Annotated in this window: 20 protein-coding genes and 2 tRNA genes; 6 read left to right on the forward strand and 16 right to left on the reverse strand. The window is 66.8% G+C overall.

Features of this window, described 5'->3' with window-relative positions:
• The 3 genes from JO059_RS13475 to JO059_RS13485 all read right to left on the reverse strand — a co-directional run.
• Positions 1-140: ATP-dependent Clp protease proteolytic subunit (locus tag JO059_RS13475; protein ID WP_293319476.1), on the reverse strand; the 140-nt coding region annotated here is incomplete at its 3' end.
• A gap of 117 nt (positions 141-257) precedes the next feature.
• Positions 258-1,697 (reverse strand): trigger factor, encoded by a 1,440-nt coding sequence (tig, locus tag JO059_RS13480; RefSeq protein WP_293319444.1) that lies wholly within the window; start codon positions 1,695-1,697, stop codon positions 258-260.
• Positions 1,698-1,759: 62 nt separating this feature from the next.
• Positions 1,760-1,836: transfer RNA gene (locus JO059_RS13485), tRNA-Pro, on the reverse strand.
• Positions 1,837-1,990: 154 nt separating this feature from the next.
• Between JO059_RS13485 and JO059_RS13490 the strand changes: the two genes are divergently transcribed.
• Positions 1,991-2,061, forward strand: a tRNA-Gly gene (locus JO059_RS13490).
• Between the two features lie 54 nt (positions 2,062-2,115).
• Positions 2,116-3,291, forward strand: coding sequence for a serine hydrolase domain-containing protein (locus tag JO059_RS13495; RefSeq protein ID WP_293319478.1), 1,176 nt, complete (start codon positions 2,116-2,118; stop codon positions 3,289-3,291).
• Between the two features lie 51 nt (positions 3,292-3,342).
• Here the strand turns inward: JO059_RS13495 and JO059_RS13500 are convergent, their stop codons facing one another.
• From JO059_RS13500 to JO059_RS13510, 3 genes are read right to left on the reverse strand one after another with little or no spacing between them, the layout of a single operon-like run.
• Positions 3,343-4,149: a DNA-formamidopyrimidine glycosylase family protein gene (locus tag JO059_RS13500; RefSeq protein WP_293319446.1), complete on the reverse strand. Its 807-nt coding sequence runs from the start codon at positions 4,147-4,149 to the stop codon at positions 3,343-3,345.
• A gap of 7 nt (positions 4,150-4,156) precedes the next feature.
• The gene (locus tag JO059_RS13505) at positions 4,157-4,636 is read right to left on the reverse strand and encodes a ribose-5-phosphate isomerase (RefSeq protein WP_293319448.1); all 480 of its coding nucleotides are present in this window, start codon (positions 4,634-4,636) and stop codon (positions 4,157-4,159) included.
• A 44-nt stretch (positions 4,637-4,680) separates the two neighbouring features.
• Positions 4,681-5,304 carry an Rv2466c family mycothiol-dependent reductase gene (locus tag JO059_RS13510; RefSeq protein ID WP_293319450.1) on the reverse strand — a complete coding sequence of 208 codons (624 nt, stop codon included), beginning with the start codon at positions 5,302-5,304 and terminating at the stop codon, positions 4,681-4,683.
• 109 nt (positions 5,305-5,413) lie between these two features.
• On the opposite strand from JO059_RS13510, the gene pepN reads away from it, so the two are divergent.
• Positions 5,414-8,017 carry an aminopeptidase N gene (gene pepN / locus JO059_RS13515; RefSeq protein ID WP_293319452.1) on the forward strand — a complete coding sequence of 868 codons (2,604 nt, stop codon included), beginning with the start codon at positions 5,414-5,416 and terminating at the stop codon, positions 8,015-8,017.
• A gap of 58 nt (positions 8,018-8,075) precedes the next feature.
• Here pepN and JO059_RS13520 read toward each other — a convergent pair whose 3' ends face one another.
• From JO059_RS13520 to JO059_RS13530, 3 genes are all read right to left on the reverse strand, one after another.
• Positions 8,076-8,543, reverse strand: coding sequence for a DUF5130 domain-containing protein (locus JO059_RS13520; RefSeq protein ID WP_293319454.1), 468 nt, complete (start codon positions 8,541-8,543; stop codon positions 8,076-8,078).
• Positions 8,530-8,757, reverse strand: coding sequence for a hypothetical protein (locus tag JO059_RS13525; RefSeq protein WP_293319480.1), 228 nt, complete (start codon positions 8,755-8,757; stop codon positions 8,530-8,532). The genes JO059_RS13520 and JO059_RS13525 overlap by 14 nt, the downstream gene beginning before the upstream one ends.
• 64 nt (positions 8,758-8,821) lie before the next feature.
• A complete protein-coding gene (locus tag JO059_RS13530) occupies positions 8,822-9,487 on the reverse strand; it encodes an HNH endonuclease (protein ID WP_293319456.1) in 666 nt (221 codons plus the stop codon).
• 152 nt (positions 9,488-9,639) lie between these two features.
• Here JO059_RS13530 and JO059_RS13535 point away from each other — a divergent pair, with 152 nt between their 5' ends.
• The 3 genes from JO059_RS13535 (at position 9,640) to JO059_RS13545 (ending at position 12,278) form a co-directional block, all read left to right on the forward strand.
• Positions 9,640-10,035, forward strand: coding sequence for a globin (locus tag JO059_RS13535; RefSeq protein WP_293319458.1), 396 nt, complete (start codon positions 9,640-9,642; stop codon positions 10,033-10,035).
• An 11-nt stretch (positions 10,036-10,046) separates the two neighbouring features.
• A complete protein-coding gene (locus tag JO059_RS13540; protein ID WP_293319460.1) occupies positions 10,047-11,612 on the forward strand; it encodes a glycoside hydrolase family 13 protein in 1,566 nt (521 codons plus the stop codon).
• A 144-nt stretch (positions 11,613-11,756) separates the two neighbouring features.
• The gene (locus tag JO059_RS13545; protein WP_293319462.1) at positions 11,757-12,278 is read left to right on the forward strand and encodes a PE family protein; all 522 of its coding nucleotides are present in this window, start codon (positions 11,757-11,759) and stop codon (positions 12,276-12,278) included.
• Positions 12,279-12,337: 59 nt separating this feature from the next.
• Here JO059_RS13545 and JO059_RS13550 read toward each other — a convergent pair whose 3' ends face one another.
• The 7 genes from JO059_RS13550 to JO059_RS13580 form a co-directional block, all read right to left on the reverse strand.
• A complete protein-coding gene (locus JO059_RS13550; protein WP_293319482.1) occupies positions 12,338-13,024 on the reverse strand; it encodes a hypothetical protein in 687 nt (228 codons plus the stop codon).
• The gene (locus tag JO059_RS13555; protein ID WP_293319464.1) at positions 13,021-13,437 is read right to left on the reverse strand and encodes a thioesterase family protein; all 417 of its coding nucleotides are present in this window, start codon (positions 13,435-13,437) and stop codon (positions 13,021-13,023) included. The genes JO059_RS13550 and JO059_RS13555 overlap by 4 nt, the downstream gene beginning before the upstream one ends.
• A complete protein-coding gene (locus JO059_RS13560; RefSeq protein WP_293319466.1) occupies positions 13,434-18,302 on the reverse strand; it encodes an NAD-glutamate dehydrogenase in 4,869 nt (1,622 codons plus the stop codon). The genes JO059_RS13555 and JO059_RS13560 overlap by 4 nt, the downstream gene beginning before the upstream one ends.
• Positions 18,303-18,398: 96 nt before the next feature.
• On the reverse strand, positions 18,399-20,075 hold the full coding sequence (ettA, locus tag JO059_RS13565) for an energy-dependent translational throttle protein EttA (RefSeq protein WP_293319468.1): 1,677 nt from the start codon (positions 20,073-20,075) through the stop codon (positions 18,399-18,401).
• 80 nt (positions 20,076-20,155) lie between these two features.
• Positions 20,156-20,638 carry a single-stranded DNA-binding protein gene (locus tag JO059_RS13570; RefSeq protein ID WP_293319470.1) on the reverse strand — a complete coding sequence of 161 codons (483 nt, stop codon included), beginning with the start codon at positions 20,636-20,638 and terminating at the stop codon, positions 20,156-20,158.
• Between the two features lie 180 nt (positions 20,639-20,818).
• The gene (locus JO059_RS13575; RefSeq protein ID WP_293319472.1) at positions 20,819-22,939 is read right to left on the reverse strand and encodes a cytochrome c oxidase assembly protein; all 2,121 of its coding nucleotides are present in this window, start codon (positions 22,937-22,939) and stop codon (positions 20,819-20,821) included.
• A gap of 29 nt (positions 22,940-22,968) precedes the next feature.
• Positions 22,969-25,000: glycerol-3-phosphate 1-O-acyltransferase (locus tag JO059_RS13580; protein ID WP_293319474.1), on the reverse strand; the 2,032-nt coding region annotated here is incomplete at its 5' end.

Raw genomic sequence — 25,000 nt, forward strand, 5'->3', positions numbered from 1 at the left:
GCCGCGAGCAGCAGAATCTGTGCGCACAGCCGGTTGGCGACTTCGTCGTTCACTTCCGACCCTAGGAAGATGATGCGCTCGGAGAGCAAGCGCTCATAAACGGAGTCCGTGAGGTTGAGGCCCAACGAGTTCGAACGCATGTCAGTCACGACGGGATTACCTGCTTTCTGGAATTCTTCTATGGACCGACCCTAACGAACCAAGCCCGCTGTGTGCCGGTCGCGGACCTCCCGAAGTGGTCGCGTTCGCTCACAGCGTCATGACCGGTCAAGGGATTCGTCGTCGGAGGCATCCTGAGCCTCGTCAGCCGCGCCCTGTTTGGCGGCCCCGTCGGCCGCAGCGGTCTCGTCGGCATTCGAGGACTCGTCGGCCTTCGGGCGCTTGCCGAAGAATTCACTCGTGTCGATGGAGTTTCCATCGGAGTCGGTGACCGTGGTCGCCTCGACCGCCGCGGCGATCGCCAGCCCGCGACGCACATCGGCGAACATGGCCGGCAATTGATTGTTCTCCTGCAGGTAGGCGAACAGCTGCTGGGGCTCGATGCCGTACTGCCGGGACGTCATCACCAGCCGCTCGGTGAGGTCCTCCTGGCCTACCTGGACCTCCAGCTCATCGGCGAGCGCATCCAGCAAAAGCTGCCTTTTGACGTCCCCTTCCGTCGTCGTGCGGGTTTCCGTCTCGAACTCCTCGCGGGATTTGCCCTGTTCGGCAAGCATCTCGTTGAACTTTGCTTCGTCGTGGTTGAAGCTGCTGAGCGCGGCTTGCATGGCGGTGTCGAACTGTGCCTGCACGATCGCCTCCGGCAGCGGCACGTCGACCCGTTCGAGGAGGGCCTCGATGGTGGCATCGCGGATCTGTTCGGCTTGCTGTGCGCGCTTGACCTGTTGCACCTGTTCGCGCAGGTTCGACCGCAGCTCGTCGATGGTGTCGAATTCGCTGGCCAACTGGGCGAATTCGTCGTCGGGCTCCGGGAGTTCGCGTTGCTTGACGGACCTGACGGTGACGGTGACCTGCGCGTCTTGGCCGGCATGTTCGCCCGTCGCCAACTTCGCGGTGAATTGCCGGGACTCATCGACGGACAATCCGACCAGCGCCTCGTCCAGACCCGCGATCAGCCGGCCCGACCCGACCTCGTGGGACAGGCCCTGCGCGGCCGCGTTCGGCACTTCCTTGCCGTCGACGGTGGCGGACAGGTCGATCGAGACGAAGTCACCGTCGGCGACGGGCCGGTCAACCCCCGTCAGGGTGCCGAACCGCGCCCGCAACGACTCCAGCTCCGCCTCGACATCTTCGTCGCCGACGTCGATCGGATCCACCGAGACCTTCAGCGTGCTCAGATCCGGAAGGGTGATCCTGGGGCGAACGTCGACCTCGGCGGTGAACGCCAGCTCCTGGCCGTACTCCTTCTTGGTCACCTCGATGTCGGGCTGGCCGAGCGGGTGGACTTCCGAGTCGGCGACGGCCTGCCCGTAGCGGCTGGGCAGCGCCTCGTTGACCACCTGATCGAGCATCGCTTCCCGGCCGAAACGGGCCTCCAGCAGCCTCGCGGGCGCCTTGCCGGGCCGGAACCCGGGCAGTCGCACCTGCTTGGCCAACTCCTGGTAGGCCCGTTGGAAGTCCGGCTCGAGCTCGGTGAACGGCACCTCCACGTTGATACGCACCCGGGTGGGGCTCAACTGTTCGACGCTGCTCTTCACGGGTGTGCTCCTCGGTGCTCTTTCTGTCGATCGGTGGCCGGTCGGCGCTGGGGTGCTTGCGCTGGTCGGGGTGACAGGATTTGAACCTGCGGCCTTCCGCTCCCAAAGCGGATGCGCTACCAAGCTGCGCTACACCCCGCGCTGACCTCGCGATCCTACGGCCCTTCAACGCCAGGTTGGCCACCGGCTTCGCAGCGACCGTCGAGATTTCAAGACCTCACAGAGCGATTACAGAACCGCTTCGATTAGATTTGATGTTCGCCGCCAGATACAGTCGCGCTCGACTAAAACTTGCGGGCGTAGCTCAATGGTAGAGCCCTAGCCTTCCAAGCTAGCTACGCGGGTTCGATTCCCGTCGCCCGCTCGGCTGACTTGTGTTCGGCAAAAAAGCGCCATGAGTGTCCGGGGGGACCTGAGTATGGATGTCGACATCAAGGGCTCGTGCGCGCCGGACTTCGTCGGGGTGCGCGACGCGTTCGAACGCAACTTTGCACTGCGCAACGAGGTCGGCGCGGCCGTGGCGGTGTGGGTCGAGGGGGACCTCGTCGTCAACCTCTGGGGCGGCTGGGCGGACGCGGCCCGCACCCGACCCTGGCGGCAGGACACCCTCACTACTGTGCTTTCGGGCACGAAGGGGCTGACGGCCACCTGCGTCCATCAACTCGCCGACCGCGGCGAACTGGATCTGCAGGCGCCCGTCGCCCGCTACTGGCCCGAGTTCGGCCGGGCGGGCAAGGAGGCCATCACGCTGGCCATGGTGATGAGCCACCGATCCGGCGTCATCGGGCCCCGCGCCCGAATGAGCTGGGAGCAAGTCGCCGACTGGGACTTGGTCTGCGAGCGGCTGGCCGCCGCGGAACCCTGGTGGCAGCCGGGCACCGCCCAGGGCTACCACATGACCACCTTCGGTTTCATCCTCGGCGAGGTGTTCCGCCGGGTAACCGGTCGCACCGTGGGCCAGTATCTGCGCACGGAGATCGCCGAACCCCTGGGCGCGGACGTCCACATTGGGTTATCGCGGGTCGACCAACGGCGCTGCGCCGAGCGGGTCAGCAAGCCGCACGCCAGGGATCTGCTGGACGAGGTGCAGGCGCCCGGTGACCCGACCAGCCTGGACGAGCACCCGAAGGCCGCGCTGTCAATTTCGATGGGATTCGCCCCGGACGACGAGATCGGCTCCCACGACCTGAAGCGGTGGCGTGAACTCGAATTTCCCGGCACCAACGGCCAGGTGTCGGCGCTGGGACTGGCGACGTTCTACAACGCGCTCGCCCAGGAGAAACTCCTCACCCGCGAGCACATGGAGCTGGTCAGGGTGTCGCAGGGCGGTTTCGACACCGACCTGGTGCTGGGTCCGCGGGTCGCCGACCACGGCTGGGGCCTGGGATACATGCTCAATCAGCGTGGGGTCAACGGGCCCAACCCCCGGATCTTTGGTCACGGCGGCCTGGGTGGCTCCTTCGGGTTCGTCGACCTGGAGCACCGGATCGGCTACGCGTACGTGATGAATCGCTTCGACGCCACCAAGGCCAACGCGGACCCCCGCAGCATCGCCCTCAGCAACGAGGTCTACGCCGCGCTGGGGGTCAGGTAACGCCTGAGCCCGGCCCTCACCCCACAACCGATTTGGGCCGTATCAACGCCGTCATGCCTGACATGCTTTGCACCAGAACACGTTTCGGCCCTCCAGTACCGCGGTGCGTATCGGTTCCCCGCATACTCGGCAGGGCTCGCCCGCGCGCCGGTACACGTATGTCCGTGGCCGGCCCGGCAGGTACGACGGCGGACCGTGGTCGTGTTCCGGACGCACCACGACGATCCGGCCGCGCCGCAGACCGACCTTCATCAGCGCCACCAGGTCGGTCCACGCCGCGTCGAACTCCGCCTCGCCGATCTCCCGACCCGGCCGGAAGGGATCGATGCGGTGGCGGAACAACAATTCGTTGCGGTACACGTTGCCCACGCCGGCGATGACGGTCTGGTCCATCAGCAATGCGCCAACGGGCCTGCGGGACTTGATGATTCGGTTCCACGCCCGCGATGGGTCGGCGTCGGGGCGCAACGGGTCGGGACCGAGCTTGGCGATGACGTCGCCGACCCCGCCTTCGTCGATGAGTTCGCATACCGTCGGCCCGCGAAGGTCGGTGCCGTAGTCGGCCCCGACCATCCGCATCCGCACCTGCCCGACGGGCTCGGGCAGGGGCGCCCCGTCGGGCCGCTCCCACTCGGTGAAGGCGCCGTACAAACCGAGATGGACATGCACGATCCGGCCGTCGGCGTAGTGGTGAAAGAGGTGCTTGCCCCAAGCGCTGGCACGCCGCAGCACCTGGCCGTCCACCGCGGCGGCCTGGCCGGCGAACCGGCCCTGCGGGCTGGAAACCGCCACCGGTGACCCGCCGAACCTGCGCTGGTGCAACCGGGCAAGCCGATGCAACGTGTGCCCTTCGGGCACGCGCGCCTCAGGCCGGGGCGCCGGGCACGGGCGGCGCCTGGTGGGTGCGTTCGTATTCCGCGAGGATGTCGATCCGCCGTTGGTGGCGTGGCGCTTCCGACCACGGCGTGCTCAGGAAGGCATCCACGATGGCCAGCGCCTCGTCCACGGTGTGCATCCGGCCGCCGATGCCGATCAACTGAGCGTTGTTGTGTTGACGGGCCAGCGTCGCGGTCTCGACGCTCCACCCCAGCGCGCATCGGGCTCCCGGAACCTTGTTGGCGGCGATCTGCTCGCCATTGCCCGATCCTCCCAGCACTATGCCCAGGCTGTCGGGGTCGGCCACCGTGCGCGTCGCGGCGGCGATGCAGAAAGCCGGATAGTCGTCGTCGGCGTCATAGCTGAAGGCTCCGCAATCGATCGGTTCGTGTCCGGATGTCCGCAGATGCTCGATGATCTTCTGCTTGAGCTCGTATCCGGCGTGATCGGAACCCAAATAGACGCGCATGCCCGACATCCTTGCACAGCCGGGCGGCCGGCGGGCCGGCCGATTCAGTCGAATTCGGGCGGCTCGGTGCGGGTCCGCTTGAGTTCGAAGAAGTGCGGGTAGGCCGCGAAGGTCACCGAGGCGTCCCAAAGCTTGCCGGCCTCCTCGCCGCGCGGGATCTTCGAGAGCACGGGACCGAAGAATGCCACGCCGTTGACGTGGATGGTCGGCGTGCCGACGTCGTCACCCACCGCGTCCATTCCGGCGTGATGACTCTTGCGCAGGGCGTCGTCGTAGGCCTCGCTCTCGGCCGCCTCGGCCAACTCCGCGGGCAGGCCGGCGTCCGCCAGCGACAACTTGATGACCTCGTCCAGGTTCTTGTTGTCCTCGTTGTGAATCCGGGTGCCCATCGCGGTGTACAGCGGGTCCAGGACGGCCGCACCGTGGGCCTGCTCGGCCGCGATCGCGACCCGCACCGGACCCCAGGCCCTCTTCATCATTTCCCGATACTTGTCGGGCAGGCCTTCGCGATTCTCGTTGAGTATCGCGAGGCTCATCACGTGGAAGTGCACTTCGATATCGCGAACCTGCTCCACCTCGAGGATCCAGCGCGACGTGATCCAGCACCACGGGCAGAGGGGATCGAACCAGAAATCGGCTTGGTTTTTCGTGGGGGCGTTCTCGGGCATCGCAGCGGTCCTCTCGTCAACGGTCAAGCCACCGTCTGGCACAACCGTAGTCGCCGCGCCGCTGTTCCCACTCTTCGGCGCCCGCCCCGGGGGCTCTAAGTTGGAGTCCGTGGCCCTTCCTAACCTCACCCGGGACCAGGCTGTCGAACGCGCCGCCTTGATTACCGTCGACAGCTACCAGATCAGCCTCGACATCACCGGCGGCGCAGAAGGCGGAACACCCGCCGGTCGAACCTTCCGCTCCACCACCACCGTCGTGTTCGATGCGCTCGCCGGGGCCGAGACGGTCATCGACATCGCAGCCGATCGCATCCGCAGCGCCACCCTCAATGGACGCGAGCTCGACGTATCCGGATACGACGAATCCCTCGGCATCCCGTTGCGCGGACTGGGCGACCGCAACGTCGTCGTCGTCGACGCGGACTGCCGGTACTCGAACACCGGAGAGGGGCTGCACCTGTTCGTCGATCCGGTCGACGATGAGACCTACCTGTATTCCCAATTCGAAACAGCCGACGCCAAGCGCATGTTCGCGTGCTTCGACCAACCCGATCTCAAGGCGACGTTCGACCTGCGGGTGGCCGCGCCCAAGGGATGGAAGGTGATCTCCAACGGCGCGACCGTGTCGGTCGACGACGCGGCGGACTCCGATCGCAGGGTGCACACCTTTGCCACCACACCGCGGATGAGCACGTATCTAGTGGCCCTGATCGCCGGCCCCTACGCCGAGTGGAAAGACCGCTACACCGACGAGCACGGCGAGATCCCGCTCGGGATCTACTGCCGGGCGTCGCTGGCCCGGCACATGGACGCCGAGCGGTTGTTCACCCAGACCAAGCAGGGATTTGGCTTCTACCACAACAACTTTGGGTTACCGTACGCGTTCGGCAAGTACGACCAGCTGTTCGTTCCCGAGTTCAACGCGGGCGCAATGGAGAACGCCGGGGCGGTGACGTTCCTCGAAGATTACGTCTTCCGCAGCAAGGTAACCCGGGCTTCCTACGAGCGGCGCGCCGAAACGGTGCTGCACGAGATGGCGCACATGTGGTTCGGGGACCTGGTCACCATGACGTGGTGGGACGACTTGTGGCTCAATGAGTCGTTCGCAACCTTTGCGGCTGTGTTGTGTCTCAGCGAGGCAACAGAATTCACGGAGGGCTGGACGACGTTCGCCAATGCCGAGAAGTCATGGGCCTACCGCCAGGACCAATTGCCCTCGACGCATCCGATCGCCGCCGAAATCCCCGATCTGGCGGCCGTGGAGGTCAACTTCGACGGCATCACCTATGCCAAAGGCGCTTCCGTTCTCAAGCAGCTCGTCGCTTACGTCGGGCTGGATAACTTCCTGGCCGGCCTGCGCGACTACTTCCACACCCACGCATTCGGCAACGCCACGTTCGACGATCTGCTTGCCGCGTTGGAGAAGGCGTCCGGCCGCGATTTGTCGGGTTGGGGTCGGCAGTGGCTGAAGACCACCGGGCTGAACACGCTACGCCCCGATTTCGACGTGGACGCCGACGGCAAGTTCACCCGGTTCGCGGTGGCCCAGAGCGGCGCAGCACCGGGCGCCGGTGAGACGCGAGTGCACCGGCTGGCGGTCGGCATCTACGACGAGGACAGCGCCGGCAAGCTGGTGCGCGTCCATCGAGAAGAGCTCGACGTCGAGGGGCCGGAGACGAATGTCCCTGCGCTGGTTGGCGTTTCGCGCGGAAAGCTGATCCTGGTCAACGATGACGACCTGACTTATTGCTCGCTGCGGCTGGACCCGCAGTCACTGGAGGCCGCGCTGGAGCGGATCGCCGACATCGCCGAGCCATTGCCCCGCACGCTGGTGTGGTCGGCGGCGTGGGAGATGACCCGCGAGGCCGAACTGCGCGCCCGCGACTTCGTGGCACTGGTCTCGCGCGGTGTGCACGCCGAAACCGAGGTAGGCGTGGCACAACGCCTGCTGCTCCAGGCGCAGACGGCGCTGGGGTCCTACGCCGAGCCGGGCTGGGCGCACGACCACGGATGGCCGCAGTTCGCCGATCGCCTGCTGGAACTGGCGCGCTCTGCGCCCCCCGGATCGGATCACCAGCTTGCCTTCGTCAACACGCTGTGCTCCTCGGTGCTGTCCACCCGCCACGTCGTGACGCTGGCGGACCTCCTCGACCGCGACCCCGCCGATTTGGGGCTGGCCGGCCTCGAGGTCGACACCGACCTGCGCTGGCGCATCGTGACCGCCCTGGCCACGGCCGGCGAGATCGACGCCGACGGACCCGCGACACCCTTCATCGACGCCGAGGTGCAGCGCGACCCGACGGCCGCCGGCAAGCGCCACGGCGCCCAGGCGGCGGCGGCGCGGCCGCAGCCGGGGGTCAAGGAGGAGGCCTGGACCACGGTTTTCGAGGACGACACCCTGGCGAACATCACTGCCCGCTCGATAATCGCGGGCATCGCCGCGCCGGGGCAGCATGAGTTGCTCAAGCGGTTCACGGCGCGCTACTTCGAGGCGATATCCGGCGTCTGGGCTCGCCGATCCAGCGAGGTCGCCCAGACGGTGGTGATCGGCCTGTACCCCCACCGGGACATCAGCGAGGCCGGCATCGCGGCCGCCGATGCGTTTCTGGCCGCCCCGGACTCGGAGGTGCCGCCGGCGTTGCGGCGCCTGGTGCTGGAGGGCCAAGCGGGGGTAAAGCGGTCCCTGAGGGCCCGCGCGTTCGACGCGTCCTGAGCGGCCGGTCATGTCCGCAAGCGTGCGTGTCCGCACGCCGGGCGCGACGCCCGAACCCTTAAGCCGGGGAGATCCCGGAGCTGAGCACGCGGATCGCGCTGATCAGCCCGTCGACCAGCTCGCCCCGCTCGAACGCCGATGCCGCGGCGGACACGCCCAGCGGTGCGGCCGACTCAGCGCCGCGGCCACGGACCTGGGAGCCATAGACCACCTCGATGACGCGCTGGTTCGGTGAAACGGCCAGCAACACCGCGTTGTTCGGCGTGGGGACCCTCCCCAGCATCTCGCGGGCCCGCGCGGCGGTGTCGCCGCCCAGGTCACCGAGGTAAATAGCGAACCGCGCCCGCGACGCCCGCGAACCGTACTTCAGCGCGTCGTCGATGGCGACGAGATCCTTGAGGGGGAACGGGTAGTGCACGGAGAGTTCCCCGGGCTCGGTGACCCCCGAGATGCGACCGCTGGTGGTGATCACAGAGCCCCTCGGGAGCTCGCTTCGCTCGATCGTGGCTACCTCACCACTTGCCACTGGCGCCGCCTCCCACCGAGAACTCCGGGGTGCCGTGTGCCCCGTGCGCCCCGCCGACGGCTTCGTCGATGGCGGCCCACAGGATCGGCGGGTGAGTCCACTCCTCGGACAGTTTGTACGTCGCGGGATGGGGCCCCTTGCGCGACCAGATCAGCACGGACAGCACGATCACCAGCAACAGCGGGATTCCGATGAAGTAGAGGTGAATCTCCATTGCGCTCACGAGGCAAACCGTATCCCACCCGGCGAACTATCCGCACACTCGGACACGAGATTCTTCAGGCCGCGCCTTCGCCGAGGTAGCGAGCCCACGCCGGGTCCAGTTCCTTGACCGTCGACAACAGCCGCCAATGCTGTCCCGTCGGCGGCAGCGGAGCCCGGCGCAGTGCCCAGCCGAGTTCAGCCAGCAGCTTGTCGCCCTTGCGATGATTGCAGGTCGAACAGCACGCTACGCAGTTCTCCCAGCAGTGGTCACCTCCCCTGCTGCGCGGCACCACATGGTCAACGGTGTCGGCCTTCGCGCCGCAGTACGCGCAGGAGAACCGGTCGCGGTGCATCAGCGCGGCGCGGGTCATCGGGACACGGGCACGGTAGGGAACCCTGACGTAGGTGCGCAGCTGGATCACCGAGGGAACCACGATCGACCTGGTCGCCGAGTGGATGACCGGTCCGGCCGGGTCGTGGTGCACCACGTCGGCCTTCCCGCAGATCACCATCACGACGGCCCGCCGCATCGGCAGCGCGGTCAGCGGCTCGTAGGTGGAGTTGAGCAGCAGCACCCGCCGGCGGCTCCAGACGGATGCCGTCTCGTGGCGAGTCGGCGGGTGGGTATCGACGCTATGGAGGGATGACGCGCTATGGAGGGATGACGCGGTTGGGGGCCCGGTTAACCCCGCCGCGGCACCCGAACTGCGGTGGCTGCGGCGTCTCTTGCCATGCGCCATAAATCCTCCGCGGATAGTCCACCATGATTCGCCGCCAAACGCACCCTCATTGCAGGTGCGCGCCGTGTCTAGCCGGTGAACACGCGGAGCGCGCACGACTATCCGAGGGCCGTTTCGCCTCTGCGCCCCGGCGATGCACCACAATGGACTCGATGGATCAGGTCAGCTTCTACGATGCCGTCGGCGGTGCCGAAACCTTCAACGCGATCGTGTCGCGCTTCTACGCACAGGTTCCCGGGGACGAGATCCTGAGCCGGCTCTATCCCGCGGACGACCTGGCCGGCGCCGAAGACCGGCTGCGCATGTTCCTCGAGCAGTACTGGGGTGGTCCGCGAACCTACTCCGACCGGCGCGGGCATCCAAGGCTGCGGATGCGGCACGCGCCCTTCCGGATCACGCCGATCGAGCGTGACGCCTGGCTGCGGTGCATGCACATCGCCGTCGGCTCCATAGACTCGCAAACACTCGACGACGAGCATCGTCGAGAGTTGCTTGACTACCTGGAGATGGCTGCCCACTCGCTGGTCAACGCGCCCATTTTTGGATGAAACGGAGCAGTATGAGCCCCGAGCCGTGGTGGCAAAACGCGGTCTTTTACCAGGTGTATCCCCGATCCTTTGCCGACAGCGACGGCGATGGGGTGGGCGACCTGGACGGCGTGACCGGCCGCCTGGAATATCTGGAACAGCTGGGAGTGGACGCCATCTGGCTCAACCCGGTCACGGTATCGCCGATGGCCGACCACGGCTACGACGTCGCCGATCCGCGCGACATCGACCCGTTGTTCGGCGGGATGGCGGCGATCGAGCGGTTGATCGCGGCGGCGCATCAGCGGGGCATCAAGATCACCATGGACGTGGTGCCCAACCACACCAGTTCGGCTCATCCGTGGTTTCGGGCGGCCCTGGCCGCGGGCCCGGGCGCCGACGCGCGCGAGCGCTATCTGTTCCGCGATGGCCGTGGGCCCGACGGTTCGCTGCCGCCGAACAACTGGACGTCGGTCTTCGGCGGTCCGGCGTGGACCCGGGTCGTCGAGCCCGACGGCAATCCCGGCCAGTGGTACCTGCACCTCTTCGATGCCGAGCAGCCCGATTTGAATTGGGAGCACCCGGATGTCTTCGACGACTTCGAGAAGACTTTGCGCTTCTGGCTCGAGCGCGGCGTGGACGGTTTCCGGATCGACGTGGCGCACGGGATGGCCAAGCCGGCCGACCTGCCCGACGCGAGCGACGACATCAAGGTGCTGAGCCATAGCGATGACGATCCGCGCTTCAACCACCCGAGCGTGCACGAGATTCACCGCGGGATTCGCACGATCGTCGACGACTATCCGGGGGCGGTGACCATCGGTGAGGTCTGGGTCATGGACAACATCCGTTGGGCCGAGTACCTGCGACCGGACGAGCTGCATCTCGGATTCAACTTCCGGCTGACGAAGATCGGCTTCGATGCGACGGAGATTCACGACGCGATCCAGAACTCCCTGACCGCCACCGCGATCGAAAATGCCACCCCGACGTGGACCCTCTCCAACCACGACGTCGGCCGCGAAGTGTCCCGCTATGGCGGCGGCGACGTGGGGCTGCGCCGGGCGCGGGCGATGGCGATGGTGATGCTCGCCCTGCCGGGCGCGGTGTTCGTCTACAACGGCGAGGAGTTGGGTCTGCCTGACGTGCAGCTTCCCGACGACGTGCTCCAAGACCCGACGTGGGAACGCTCCGGACATACCGAACGCGGCCGCGACAAGTGCCGGGTTCCGCTTCCGTGGTCCGGCGATGCGCCCCCGTTCGGGTTCTCCACGAATGCCGACACCTGGTTACCCATGCCGGCCGACTGGGCGGCGCTGACCGTAGACGCGCAGCGCGCCGACCCCGACTCGACGTTGTCCTTCTACCGGCGGATGCTCGAATTGCGCAGGGAGCGGCCTGAATTCGATGGCACCGAGCTGGATTGGCTGGCCGCACGGCGCGACAGGCTGATATTCCGGCGTCGCGGCGGGGGGTTGGTGTGCGCGGTGAACGCCGGCCGCCGTCCGATGCCGTTGCCGGCGGGCGAACTCCTGCTGGCTAGCGCTCCGTTGGTGGGCGGCAAATTGCCGACGGACGCGGCGGCCTGGCTGGCCTAGAACCGAACCCGGCCAACCCGGTCAGCCAAGCGGAAAGCCGCCCAAGACGGCGGCCACGTTGAGATTAGAATCCACGACGCCGGGGTAACAGTTTGTGGACTGCGCCGCGGCAGTTCAAGTCCTTGCATCCGATAGGAGTCGCAGTTGTCGTCCTTCGTGTTCGCCTCCCCCGAGGCTTTCGCTACTGCAGCTCAGGATTTGACGGCGATCGGGTCGGCGATCGAGTCGGCTCACCGCGCCACGGCCCTGTCAACGACTCAGGTCGCGGCTGCGGCGCAAGACGAGGTGTCGGCGGCGATCGCGACCGTGTTCAGCGGCTACGCCCAGGGCTATCACACCCTGGCCGGCCAAGCGGCAGCGTTTCACGACCAGTTCGTGGATACGCTGGCCGGCAACGCCGGAGCTTATGCAGCCACCGAGGCCGCCAACGCGGCGCGGACCGCGCCCACGGACGTCGCACGAACTCTGCGCACCGACGTCGTCGCCACCGAGCAGACCTTGGCCGGCGACGCCGCCTCGATGGGGCGGGGCACCCCCATCATTACCGCCGAGGGTGGCGACGGTCCCCACAGATTTTTCCAGGGGTTTTTCAACAACATCGGGAACATCTTCAAGCCCGGAACTTACCGGCCCCAACGTACTCCGATCCATCACAACAATTTCTGAGCCACGTCCAGCTCACAGGGCCGCTAAGACCCTTCTCGCTAAGGCCCTTACTGTGCCGGTCAGCGCAAAACCAGCGCGGCGCGCCCGCGACGCCGGTACACCGATCCGAACCGGGCGTCGATGCGCAACCACGCCGGCGTTGTTCGTACCCGGACCATCTCGTCGGCAGCGATCACATCGGGCGACTGCGGCAGGAAACCCATTGCGGTCAAGGCGAACACGCAGCGCATCGGAAGCCCGACGCTGACACCGTCCCCGTCCCCGTCGCCGGTCCCGGTCACCCGAATGACCTCCTGGTCGAGCAGCGACACCGGCGGACCATGGGAACCGGCGTGTTCCTTGGCAAGTCGCGCGCCGCGCTGGGCAAGGTCCAGCATGACGCGGGCGGGCACGTCTTCGACATGGATGAAGCCCGACTCCGGCGGCAACGCGCCGCGCCACGCCGAATCCATCGAGAAGCCGGGATCGACGTAGCCCGAATCATCCATCGCCGACAGGCCGCGGGCCAGGGCGTCGGCACCCACCGACAAATCGTCGGGCCGCAGGCGGCCGACGACCACCCGGCTGGCCAGCACATCGAAACCCGTTGCCACCCAAGCGGAAAGCAGTCCGCGGGAGCGAGCGCGAAGCCGGATGACCGCCGCGTCGTCAAGGCGCATCGCGTGGTCGACGAAGGTGGCCAGGTCTTCGCGTTGGGCGGCGATGCCTTCCGGGCCCAGCCACAGCCCGCGCTCGGCTGACTCTATTCCCGAACCCACCGCTGCAAATACCCCCGATGCTGTGGCGACAGCCGCACCAACCGCTGCTCCTCGATGTGGACCGCGGCCAGCTGGGACTCGGCGATGACGGCGGGCTTGGATTCCGGATGCGCACCGACCGAACGGACTTCGTAACCCAGGGTGAAGTCGACCGCACGCAGCCGCTTGGTCCAAATGGTGACCTGCAGGGGAGAATCGGCTAAGCGGAGCTGATCCTTGTAGGTGACGCGGACGTCGGCGATCAACAGCCCGATGGTGGTGATGTCGGCGGCGAAGGGTTCGCGGAGGAAGGGCACCCGCGCCTCTTCGAGGATGGTGACCATGGTGGCGTGGTTGATGTGCTGGTACATGTCGATGTCCGACCAGCGCACCGGCACCGGCGCGACGAAGCCCACGCTCAACTCGACGATCCTCTTCCGCTGGTGCGGGTCATGCGGCGGATCTGCCGCGCCGCCACGGACAGCGTCGCGAGATCCTTTGCGCCGCTTTCCTGAATCTCGGTCAGGGTGCGGCGCGCGCGCTCGACCCGGGACGCGCTGATGTGTTCCCACTCGGCGATCTTTTCCTCGCCGCTCTCGTCGGGCTCGCCGACGGCCAGCACGTCAAAGCACAGCGACCGCAGCGAGGCGTAGATGTCGTCGCGAATCGCCAAGCGTGCCAACGACTGCCAACGGTCGCCTCGGGGCAGCTCGGAGATGGCGGTCAGCAGGCTGTCGGTGCCCAGCCGATCCATCAGGGCGAAGTAGGTGTCGGCCACCTCCGCGGGGTCTATCTCGGTGATGTCGGCGATGTCGATGATGTCGAGCAGGCTGAAGCGATATAGCCCGGCCGCGACCCGGTAGGCCAAATCCCTGGGCGCGCCCTGCGAGGTGAATTCCGCGGCTTCCTTGTCCACGATGGCCTTGTCGTCACCGCGCAACCATTCCGACATCCGCGGCGACAGGTCTTTGACCTTGGCGGCGAATCGGTTGATCTCGGCTCCGACGGCCAACGGCTGCGGGCGGTAGTTGAGCAGCCAGCGTCCGGCACGGTCGATCAGCCGGCGGGTGTCCAGCGTCAGCCGGTCCGACAGCGCGACGGGCAGATTCGCCGCGCGAATGCGACGCCAGATATGGCCGATGCCGAAGACGGCGTCGGTGGCGACGTAGCTGCGTATCGCATCGATGGACCCCACGCCGACGTCTTCGGTGATTCGGAACGCGTAGCTGATCCCGGCGGCGTCCACCAGATCGTTGACCAACATGGTCGTGACGATTTCGCGCCGCAGCTGGTGTGCCCGGATCTCTGGGGTGAACCGCTCGCGCAGGGGCTTCGGGAAATACAGCGGCAACCTGGATGCGAAGACGTCCTGCTCGGGCAGCTCGGTGGTCAGCATGTCCTCTTTGAGGGCCAGCTTCACGTGCGCCATCAGCGTGGACAACTCCGGGGAGGTGAGCCCGATGCCGACGTCGGTCCGCCGGTGAATCTCCTTTTCCGTTGGCAACGCTTCCAATTCCCGGTTGAGCCCGCGGTCTTCCAGGTACTTGATCTGCATCGCGTGCACCGGCAGCATGCTGGCCGCGTTGGCGCGGCTGGTGCCGATCAGGTCGTTCTGCTCCTCGTTGTCGAGGAGCACCAGCCGGGCGACTTCGTCGGTCATCGACTCCAGCAGCTCTTTGCGCTCCTCGGCCTTCACCTTGCCCGCGGAGACCAGCGAGTCGATCAGGATCTTGATGTTGACCTCGTGGTCCGAGCAGTCCACCCCGGCGGAGTTGTCCATCGCATCGGTATTGATCCGCCCGCCCGACAGATCGAACTCGACGCGGCCGCGGGCGGTCACACCCAGGTTGCCACCCTCACCGATTACCTTGGCGCGCAACTGGTTCGCGTTAACCCGCACCGGGTCGTTGGCGCGGTCGCCGACGTCGGCGTCGGACTCGGATTCCGCCTTGATGTAGGTGCCGATGCCGCCGTTGAACAACAGGTCGACGGGCGCCCGCAGGATCGCCTTGATCAGGTTGGGTGGGGACATTTCGGTGACGCCCCCTTCGGCGTCGTCGTCGATGCCCAGCGCCTCGCGGACCTGCGGGCTGATGGGGATGGCCTTCTGGTCCCGGTTGTACACCCCGCCGCCCTCGCTGATCAGCGACTTGTCGTAATCGTCCCAGCTGGACCGCGGCAGGTCGAACATTCGCCGCCGTTCCCGCCACGACGCGGCGGCATCCGGGTTGGGGTCCAGAAAGATGTGCCGGTGGTCGAAGGCGGCCAGCAGCCGGATGTGCTCGCTCAACAACATGCCGTTGCCGAACACGTCGCCGCTCATGTCGCCGATGCCGACGACGGTGAAGTCCTCGGCCTGGGTGTCGACCCCCATCTCGCGGAAATGGCGCTTGACGGCCTCCCAGGCGCCCCGGGCGGTGATGCCCATGGCCTTGTGGTCGTAGCCCACGGAACCGCCGGAAGCGAACGCGTCGCCCAGCCAGAACCCGTACGACTTGGCGACGTCGTTGGCGATGTCGGAGAAGGTGGCCGTGCCCTTGTCCGCGGCGACCACCAGGTAGGCGTCGTCTCCATCCCGCCGGACGACTTCGGGTGGCGGGCTCACCTTCTTCGTTGCGTGGTCGACATTGTCGGTGAGGTCGAGCAGCCCGGAAATGAACAGCTGATAGCAGGCGACGCCTTCGGCGCGGCTGGCGTCGCGGTCGGCGGCGGCCTCGCCCGAGGGCAGCGGCGGCCGCTTGACGACGAACCCGCCCTTCGCCCCGACCGGGACGATGACGGCGTTTTTCACCGCCTGCGCCTTGACCAGACCCAGAATCTCGGTGCGGAAGTCGTCCCGGCGGTCTGACCAGCGCAGGCCGCCGCGCGCCACCGGGCCGAAACGCAGGTGTACGCCTTCGACGCGGGGCGAGTACACGAAAATCTCGAACCTGGGGCGCGGCAGCGGAAGCTCATCGATGAGCTGCGCGTTCAGCTTGAGCGCCAGCACATCTCGGGCGCGAGCCGAACCCGCGCGCGTCACGAAGTAGTTGGTGCGCAACGTGGCCTGAACCAGCGAGGCGAACGCGCGCAGGATGCGGTCGGTGTCCAGGCCCACCACCGCATCGATGTCGGCGGCCACTGCGGCGGCGGCCGCTTGCGCGTCGCGGCTGGTCGGCGACCCGGTGGAAAAAGAAGCCGTGGGATCGAAGAGCGCTTCGAACAACGTGACCAATGACCGTACGGTCGTGGGATGCTCGCCCAGCACCGATTCGATGTGGGATTGGCTGTACGGAAAACCGGCCTGCCGTAGGTATTTCGCGTAGGCGCGTAACAACACGACCTGCTGCCAGGTCAGCCGCGCGCGCATCACGAGCTCATTGAACCGGTCGATCTCGACGCGGCCCTGCCAGATCGCGGTGACGGCATCGGCGAATCGCTCTGCGGTGGAGTCTCTTTCGGCGGCCGTGTCCGCCAGCGGGATCGTCGGGTGCGGCTGGATCTTGAACTGGTAAATCCAGACTGACAGCCCGTCGGGCCGGGTGACGGTGAATGGCCGCTCCTCGAGCACGACGACGCCCATGCTCTGCAGCATGGGCAGCAGCTTGCTCAACGAGGCGGTGTGCCCGCCCAAAAACCAGGTCAGCTGCGCGGCCCCGTCCTCGCCGCGGTCGGAGAACACCAACTTCACCGAATCATCGGAAAGCTCTTTGATGATGGCGATGTGTTCCATGGCGTCGCTGGGGGTGACCGCCTGCTTGTAGACCTCGGAGAAGGCAGTGGCGTAATGCTCGGCGTCGGCGTGGTCGACGGCGCCTTCGGCGCGGTCGGCCGCGGCGGCGATCAGGCGGTCACCCCAGGTCCGCGCGGCCTCACTCAGCATGCCCTGGATTCGGACCCGGTTGGCTTCCGAGACGTCTACCGGCGCAGCACCGTCCTCTTTTTGGGGCAGCCGCACCATGAAATGCATGAGCGCCCAGGGCGATTCGCTGACCCGGGCGGTGAATTCCAGCCGTGTCCCGCCGAATTCACGGACCAGGATGTCCTCGATCCGCAGCCGTACCTGGGTGGTGTAACGGTCGCGCGGCACATAGACCAGACACGAGACGAAGTACTGCAGCCGGTCGGCGCGCAGGAACAACAACGCTCGCCGTTGGGATCCGAGGTCCAGCACCGCGGTGGCCATCGCCAAGAGCCGGGAGGCGCTCAGGGTGAACAGCTCCGAGCGCGGCACGGTCTGAATGACGTCGAGAAGCAGCTGGCCGGGGTGGATCGGATCGTCGTCGGCCATCGCGAGCGCCTCGCGGACCCGCCGCGAGATCATCGGGATCTCCAGGACGTCGGCGTTCATGGCGGCGACGGTGAAGAGCCCGACGAAGCGGTGCTCGACGACGTGGTCGCCCGCGACGTTGTCGCGCAACCCGATCGCGTAGGGGTAGGCACCGTAGCGCAGGTAGCTGCCGACGACCGACTGAGCGAGGACCAGCAGGTGGTCGTCGTCGGTCAGCCGCGGTCGCGACCCGGTGCGCGTGCGCAGGACGCCCAGACCCGTTGACCCGTCGGGCGATACCAGGCCCTCGTGCACCCCGCAACTCTGGTAACCCAGCAGCAGGAAGTTGCCGTTACCCAGCCAGCGCAGCAGCTCGGCGACATCCTCGCGGTCGGGTGCCGAGAAGCGGTTGTCGGCGTTGATGTCGACGGCCGCGGCCAGCTCGCTCATGGTGGTGATCAGCGACGCGGCATCGTTGGCGACCAGTTCGACGTCGGTGAGGACCTTGGGCAGCAGCTGCTCGACCTCCGCGAGGACCTTGCTGTCGACAGTGGGCGACAGTGGGACGTAGATCCAGGCTTCGCCGTCGTACTGCGACGTGCCGGGCGCCTTGGGTTCGACGCTGAGCAGGTCTCCGGTCGGACTGCGGTGCACGTCGAAGACGGGGGTCATGATGCCGGCGTAGGCGACACCGAGCCGGTGCAGCAGCACCGTGACGGAATCCAGGAGCATGCTGCCGTGATGGGTGACCACCTGCAAACAGGGCCCGAATCCCTCGGGGTCGTCGGCCGGGTGGACGCACACGCAGTTTCCGGACTCCGGTCGGCACTGGCCGAGCCGATAATGGGCGCGCAGCATGGCCGGCGTCACCAAGGCCGCGGGGTCGACGCCGGCGGCGTCCGGCGCTCCCGGTTCCTCGGCCCGTGGGCCGCGGTAGCTTTCGACGTAGGCGTTGGTGATCCAGTCGGGAATGTCTTCGCTTTTGGCGAACGTGGTCCACGGCCTGAGATCGTGCTTAGCTCCGGGATCGATCGCCATACCGATTGCTCCCAACTCGCGACGGCTGCAACTGCGTTCTCTCGCCCCGGTGCTCGGCAGCCGCCCGGGCCGCGTCGTTGCGGGGCAGAGCTGACATTAGTCGCGTGTGAGCTTGCGGTGGGTCACTCTGTGCGGCCGGGCGGCGTCCACTCCGAGTCTTTCAACCTTGTTTTCCTCGTATGCGCCGAAGTTGCCCTCGAACCAGAACCACTTGGCCTCGTTGTCCTCGTCGCCTTCCCACGCCAGGATGTGGGTGCACGTGCGGTCGAGGAACCAGCGATCGTGGGAGATCACCACAGCGCAGCCGGGAAACTTCTCCAAGGCGTTCTCCAGCGAGCTCAGCGTCTCGACGTCGAGGTCGTTGGTCGGCTCGTCGAGCAGAATGAGGTTGCCGCCCTCCTTGAGCGTGAGCGCCAGGTTCAGCCGGTTGCGCTCACCCCCGGACAGCACGCCCGCGGGCTTCTGCTGGTCGGGGCCCTTGAAACCGAACGCCGAGACGTAGGCCCGCGACGGGATCTCGTTCTGGCCGACCTCGATGTAGTCCAGCCCGTCCGAGACGACCTCCCAGACGGTCTTCTTGGGATCGATGCCCGAACGGCTCTGGTCGACGTAGCTCAGCTTGACCGTCTCACCGATCTTGACCGTGCCGCTGTCCGGCTGCTCGAGGCCGACGATCGTCTTGAAGAGCGTGGTCTTGCCGACCCCGTTCGGGCCGATGACGCCGACGATGCCGTTTCGCGGAAGGGTGAACGACAGGTCCTTGATGAGGGTCCGCCCGTCGTAGCCCTTGTCGAGGTGATCGACCTCGACCACGACGTTGCCCAGCCGGGGCCCCACCGGAATCTGGATCTCCTCGAAGTCGAGCTTGCGCGTCTTCTCCGCCTCGGCTGCCATCTCCTCGTAGCGTTGCAGCCGGGCCTTGCCCTTGGCCTGGCGCGCCTTGGCGCCGGACCTGACCCACGCCAGCTCCTCGGTCAGCCGCTTTTGCAGCTTGGCGTCCTTGCGGCCCTGCACCGCCAGCCGCTCGGCCTTTTTCTCCAGATATGTCGAGTAGTTGCCCTCGTACGGGTATGCGCGGCCACGATCGAGCTCGAGGATCCACTCGGCGACGTTGTCCAGGAAGTACCGGTCGTGGGTCACCGCCAGGATCGCGCCCGCGTAAGCGGCCAGGTGCTGTTCGAGCCACTGCACGCTTTCGGCGTCCAGGTGGTTCGTCGGCTCGTCGAGCAGGAGCAGATCCGGTTTGGACAACAACAGCTTGCAGAGCGCGACGCGGCGGCGCTCACCGCCGGACAGATTCGTGACCGGCTCGTCGGCCGGGGGGCACCGCAGCGCGTCCATCGCCTGCTCCAGCTGAGAGTCGAGGTCCCACGCGTCCGCGTGATCGAGTTCCTCTTGGAGCCGGCCCATTTCCTCCATCAGCTCATCGGAGTAATCGGTGGCCATCAATTCGGCGACCTCGTTGAAGCGGTCCAGCTTGATCTTGATGTCGCCCAGCCCCTCTTCCACATTCCCGCGGACGGTCTTCTCCTCGTTCAGCGGCGGCTCCTGCTGAAGAATGCCCACGGTCGCGTTGGTGGCCAAGAAGGCTTCGCCGTTGTTGGGCTTGTCGAGACCGGCCATGATCCGCAAGACGCTCGACTTGCCGGCGCCGTTGGGGCCGACGACACCGATCTTGGCGCCTGGGAAGAAGCTCAACGTGACGTCGTCCAGGATCACCTTGTCGCCGTGCGCCTTGCGGACCTTTTTCATCGTGTAGATGAACTCAGCCATGCCGCGGGTTTGCCTCTCTGGTGGTACGGAACGATCTCGCGGACCATCCTAGGCACCGCCCGACAGCCCTCGGCCCCCAGCTAAGCCGACAGCGGCAGCGGGCCGGTTTCGGCGGACTCGACGTCGTCTTGCGCCTCGGTGTCCCCCACGCCAGCCGCGCCGGCCACATCCGCAGATGGGGTGGCCTCGCCGGCAGGCGGACCGGTGTAGCCCGGCCTCTCGATGCGCACGATTGCGCGGGACACATCCGGTCCCACCGACGTCGCGCGCATCTCCAGGGAGGAGCGCCGGTTGCCATCGCGGTCTTCGTACTCGCTGGTGTACACGTGGCCCACCACGATCACGGGTGCGCCCTTGCCCAACGCGGCGCCCACGCCGGTGACCAACTTCCCCCAGCAATTGACGTTGATGAACAGCGAGTTGCCCGGCTCCCAGCCGCCGTCGGCCGTGCGCCGCCGGGAATTGCTCGCGACGCGAAACTTGATGAGCTCCTGGGTGCCGACCTGTCGGCGCTCGGGGTTGTTGACGATGTGACCGACGACCGTCAGCGGTGTTTCAAACATTGACGCATTTCCTTTCATTCGCAGTTAGCGCTTGTGTCTGGTGCTCATCCAGCCCGGCTGCGCCGACAAGTCAGTGGCTTCCCCGCAGTCGCGAATCGAGGCTGTGGAGACAGCCGCGACTGTGAATAGAGGCGCGAGCCCCGGCATCTCGGCGCGCGTAAAGGCACAGTGAAGGCGGGGCTAAGCTCGGGGCGCTTCCCGCCGCGCGAGTTCGGACAGCATCGCGTTGTAGGCCACCAGTTCGGCGTCATCGTCGCGTTCGGCCGCCCGGTCCAGCCGCCGGGCGGTGCGTTTGTCGCTGCGCGCCCACTGCATCAGCAGCGCGAGCATCACGATGACCAACGGCAATTCCCCTGCCGCCCAGGCTATCCCGCCGCCCAACCGCTGATCCCCCAGCAGGTCGGTGTGCCAGCTCAAACCGAGCGAGCGGTAATAGTCGGCGCCGATCACCTTTGGCGTGCCCATCAGCACCACCCCGAAGAACGCGTGCAGCGGCAACGACGCGAATACCACGGCCACCTTGGCCAGCGGCGGGATCGGCCGCGGCGTCGGGTCCACGCCGATCACGACCCAGTAGAACAGGTAGCCGCTGAGCAAGAAGTGCAGGTTCATCGCCAGATGCCCGGCATGACTGCCCACCGCGGCGTCGAAAAGACCACTGAAGTACAGCCCGTAGAACCCCGCGACGAACAGCGCGGTAGCGACAACGGGGTGGGTGAGGAATCGCGACAATCGGCTGTGCAGCGCGGCCAGCAGCCATTCCCGCATCCCCGGCGGATCTTGCCCGCCGGACGAGCGCCCGGCCGCAGGCAGTGCCCGCAACGCCAGACTCACCGGCGCGCCCAGCACGAGCAGGATCGGGACCATCATCGAAAGCCCCATGTGGGCGACCATGTGCATGCTGAACATCGCCGGCATGTAGCGACCGATCCCCGACGAGGTGACGAAGAGCAGAGCGCAACAGCCGAGCAGCCAGGCCGCGGTCCGGCCGGCCGGCCAGCTGTCCCCGCGGCGGCGCAGCCGCATCACGGCCGCCAGGTACACGGCGGCAAAGACGATGGCGGCGCTGCCGAAGATCAGGTCGAAGCGCCAGTCGAACATAATGCGCGCCGCGGTGGGCGGTCCGTCGAAGTCGTAACCGATCTCGGCTTCAGGAATTGAGGGCAGCCGGGCCGGGGGCGGTGGCGGGGCCGTGCGGCCCAGCCCGACGGCCACGCCGAAGGTGAGCCCGAAAACCACGGCTTCGGTCAGGGCCAGTCGCAGGAGGGCGGATCGCGGTGAATGTGCACTTACGCCTTTAAATGTGAAGTGGCGGCGTGATCTGGGCGACGTTTTGAGCCCTCGATTCATATCGGACGCGCTGGGCGCCGCGGTAGGCCCCGGGTCCGGCAGCAGCACCGCGACCGCCGATCGCCGCTGCCGCCAGCCCAAGACGCCGAGCAGGCACAGGGCGGTGAGCTTGGCGAGCACCAGCCGCCCGTATTCGGTGGTCAACAGGTCGGCAGGCAGGACTCGGACGAGCGCATTCACCACACCGCTGATCGCCATCGCCACCCAACACCACAGCGCGATCAGCGAGAATCTGCGCGTCGCCAACCCGATATGGTCACCGCTGCGCAGCGCGTGGGCGAACACGGCCAGCAGGCCTCCGGCCCACAGGCCGGCGGCGAGGAGGTGGACGAGCAGGCTGTTGGTCGCCAGGTCGTGTGAACCGCCGGCCGACGAGTGACCGGTCAACCCGAGTGGAATCAGCGTCAACAACGACCCGGCGAGCAGAAGCGGCGTCCATGACCAGCGCAGCACGGACACGCTGGCCACCGTCACGGTCGCGGCTAGGATCGCCGTCCAGCGCCAGGCAGAGGCGACGTTGATCAGCGAGGCCAGCGACCAGACCGTCACCGGGTTGAGGTGGTCGACCAACTGGTGACCGGAGACGTCGGAAATGGTCAGCGGAACCAACAAGGCGGCACACACCGCCCACGCCCCGGAGGCCACGGTCCCGAGACGAAGCGCTCGGTATCCGCCGGCGTCGAGGACGCCGCTCTGCTGCGGCGGCACCAGGAAAGCCGCGCACAGGAAGGACCCGACAGCCAGCACCGCGGCGATCTCGCCGGCCGCTCGCACGAACGGCAGCCCCAGCGTGGTCGCCGGACCAGGATCGGGCAACCCGGTGGCGCTCAGCGCGTCCGCCAGCGCCAGCGCCCCGATACCGGCGGCCGTGCAGCCCGCCAGGACGGCGATGCCGATCAGCAGCGGCCGGACCAGCGTGCGGGTCGTGCCCTCGGGCCGGGCAACCGTCATGTGCTCAAGGGTATTGGCGCGCGGCCGGACTACGGAGCCTGGCTGGCCAAACGCTCCTGGCGCGCCTTGAACTCGCGAGCGATGAACTGCTTGCGCGCAATCCGCTCGACGGCATCGAAATCCCGCAGGATGTCCCGCAGCTCTCGCCGGAAGGCCACGCGCCGTTCGCTGAGGTCGGCGCTGGGGCCGATAAGGTGCTGATCCACGACAACCTGGCGCGCGGTCGCGAACAGCAGCGTCGAAACCGATTCGCTGCTCCGGACACGGGCTTGCGCAACGTATTGCCGACCGACCCCAAGCGCCAGCTCCGTCAATTCCTTCTGGCCGATATCCGCCGGAGCAGCACGCAACACGTCGGCGACGATCTCGTACGCCTCGAAGAACACCCGCAACATCGCGTGGGACATCAACGGACGCTTGGCGAACAATATGGCGTCGATATCCTCGCCCCCGGCCGCCACGTGAGCTTCCCAATCATCGTGCCACGCCATCTCTTCGGCGATGTTCGCGCGAAACGACGCCGTGTCGGCGAAATAGAAATCGAACTTCAGCAGGTCCCGCAACCGCATCGCCTGGGCCCAGAAGGCCGACAAGCGGTCGATCTGAGGATCCTCGATCCTCCGGGCGTGCGTCAGAGCGAGTTCGACGATCGCGGTTTCCAGGAAGGCGTGAATCAACGAGTTGCGGTAGAACGCGGCGGCGTGTTCGTCCTCGGGTGCGATGTACCACACCGGTTCTCGTCCGCTGTCGACGCGGGTGATCGGGTGCCCGTTCGACAACGCGTCGACCGCCGCGCGCACGCCGTCGCGCGTGCGCAGCCGTAACGCGCTCGTCGACATCGGGGTTTGCTTGCGCTCGAGATAGTCGAGCGAGTCCTGCAGGGTGTGGTGCAGCTGATCGAGCGTCAGCGCCACACCGCGCGTGGCGAGCAGCAGCGCACACACCAGACCCGTCGCGGTGACCGGCGTCGCCCGCAGAATCCGCCAGGCGACTTCGAACGACATCTTCTGTAGCGCAAGCCGTTTGGCGCTCTCGTCGTGGGCCAGCGGACCGCCCGGCGCGCCGAGATATTGCCGCATGGAGACCGCTTCCGGGAAGCGAACGTAGATCTTGCCGTAGTTGCGCTCGCCCTGCGCCTTGATGAAGTTGTAGAGCCAGGCGGCACCCTCGGGTGTCTTCTCACCGCCGCGCGCGTACGCCGCGTACTCGGCGGTCTCATGCAGCTGATCGAAGCTGATCGACACCGGCTGCAGGAGAATGTCTTCGCTGCGACCGTCCAGGTAGGCATCGGCCACGTAGGACAGCAGGCCGAGCTTGGGCGGCAGCATCTTGCCGGTACGCGAGCGAGTGCCCTCGATGGACCAGCTGAGGTTGAACCGCTTTTCGACGATGTAGCCGACGTATTCGCGCAGCACGTACTTGTAGAGCGGGTTATCGCCGATGTTGCGGCGGATGAATATGGCGCCGGAACGGCGCAACAGCGGCCCCATCACCCCGAACGACAGGTTGATCCCGGCGAACATGTGCACCGGTGGTAGCCGGTTCTCCTGCATGGCCACCGGCACCACCGCGCCGTCGATGTACGACCTGTGCGAAAACAGCAGCACCGCCGGATGAGCTTCCAGACCCGCGCGCATCGCGGCGACCTGGTACTCGTCGTAGTCGATCTCGGGGTCGAATCCGCGGCTGAGCGCCCTGCCCAGGACGCCCACCAGGTCGACGGAGACCCTGCTCCACCCGGTGGAGAGTTCGTCGAGCATCTCCCCGGCTTCCTCGACGGTTGCCCCCGGGATCTTCTCCAAGCCGGCCCGAAACCGCGCCGAAGACAAGATCTCGGGCTTCACCAACCGTGGAGACTTGTATTGGGGTCCGAGGATGCGGTACTCGGCGCGTTCCAAGGCCAGGATCGCGCGACGAGTCACGAACTGCGCGAAGTCGCGCGTGTCCTCTCCGACGGTGGTGTCGCGCCATAGTTGCCGGAGTTCGGAGACCTTGGCCGGCTCACCGGCGACCACCCGGGCGCGTTGGGGATCGTCGCGCAGAATCTGCCGCTGCAACCGT

The sequence above is a fragment of the Mycobacterium sp. genome (genome assembly GCF_019247615.1).
Lineage (GTDB): Bacteria > Actinomycetota > Actinomycetes > Mycobacteriales > Mycobacteriaceae > Mycobacterium.

What these genes read in the sequence shown, in the direction of transcription:
- JO059_RS13540 (WP_293319460.1), top strand. Translation starts at nt 10,047, where the DNA reads ATGAGCCCCGAGCCGTGGTGGCAAAACGCGGTCTTTTACCAGGTGTAT.
- JO059_RS13560 (WP_293319466.1), bottom strand. Translation starts at nt 18,302, where the DNA reads ATGGCGATCGATCCCGGAGCTAAGCACGATCTCAGGCCGTGGACCACG.
- JO059_RS13525 (WP_293319480.1), bottom strand. Translation starts at nt 8,757, where the DNA reads ATGGAGATTCACCTCTACTTCATCGGAATCCCGCTGTTGCTGGTGATC.
- JO059_RS13535 (WP_293319458.1), top strand. Translation starts at nt 9,640, where the DNA reads ATGGATCAGGTCAGCTTCTACGATGCCGTCGGCGGTGCCGAAACCTTC.
- JO059_RS13530 (WP_293319456.1), bottom strand. Translation starts at nt 9,487, where the DNA reads ATGGCGCATGGCAAGAGACGCCGCAGCCACCGCAGTTCGGGTGCCGCG.
- JO059_RS13505 (WP_293319448.1), bottom strand. Translation starts at nt 4,636, where the DNA reads ATGCGCGTCTATTTGGGTTCCGATCACGCCGGATACGAGCTCAAGCAG.
- JO059_RS13495 (WP_293319478.1), top strand. Translation starts at nt 2,116, where the DNA reads ATGGATGTCGACATCAAGGGCTCGTGCGCGCCGGACTTCGTCGGGGTG.
- JO059_RS13570 (WP_293319470.1), bottom strand. Translation starts at nt 20,638, where the DNA reads ATGTTTGAAACACCGCTGACGGTCGTCGGTCACATCGTCAACAACCCC.
- JO059_RS13510 (WP_293319450.1), bottom strand. Translation starts at nt 5,304, where the DNA reads ATGCCCGAGAACGCCCCCACGAAAAACCAAGCCGATTTCTGGTTCGAT.
- ettA (WP_293319468.1), bottom strand. Translation starts at nt 20,075, where the DNA reads ATGGCTGAGTTCATCTACACGATGAAAAAGGTCCGCAAGGCGCACGGC.
- JO059_RS13575 (WP_293319472.1), bottom strand. Translation starts at nt 22,939, where the DNA reads ATGACGGTTGCCCGGCCCGAGGGCACGACCCGCACGCTGGTCCGGCCG.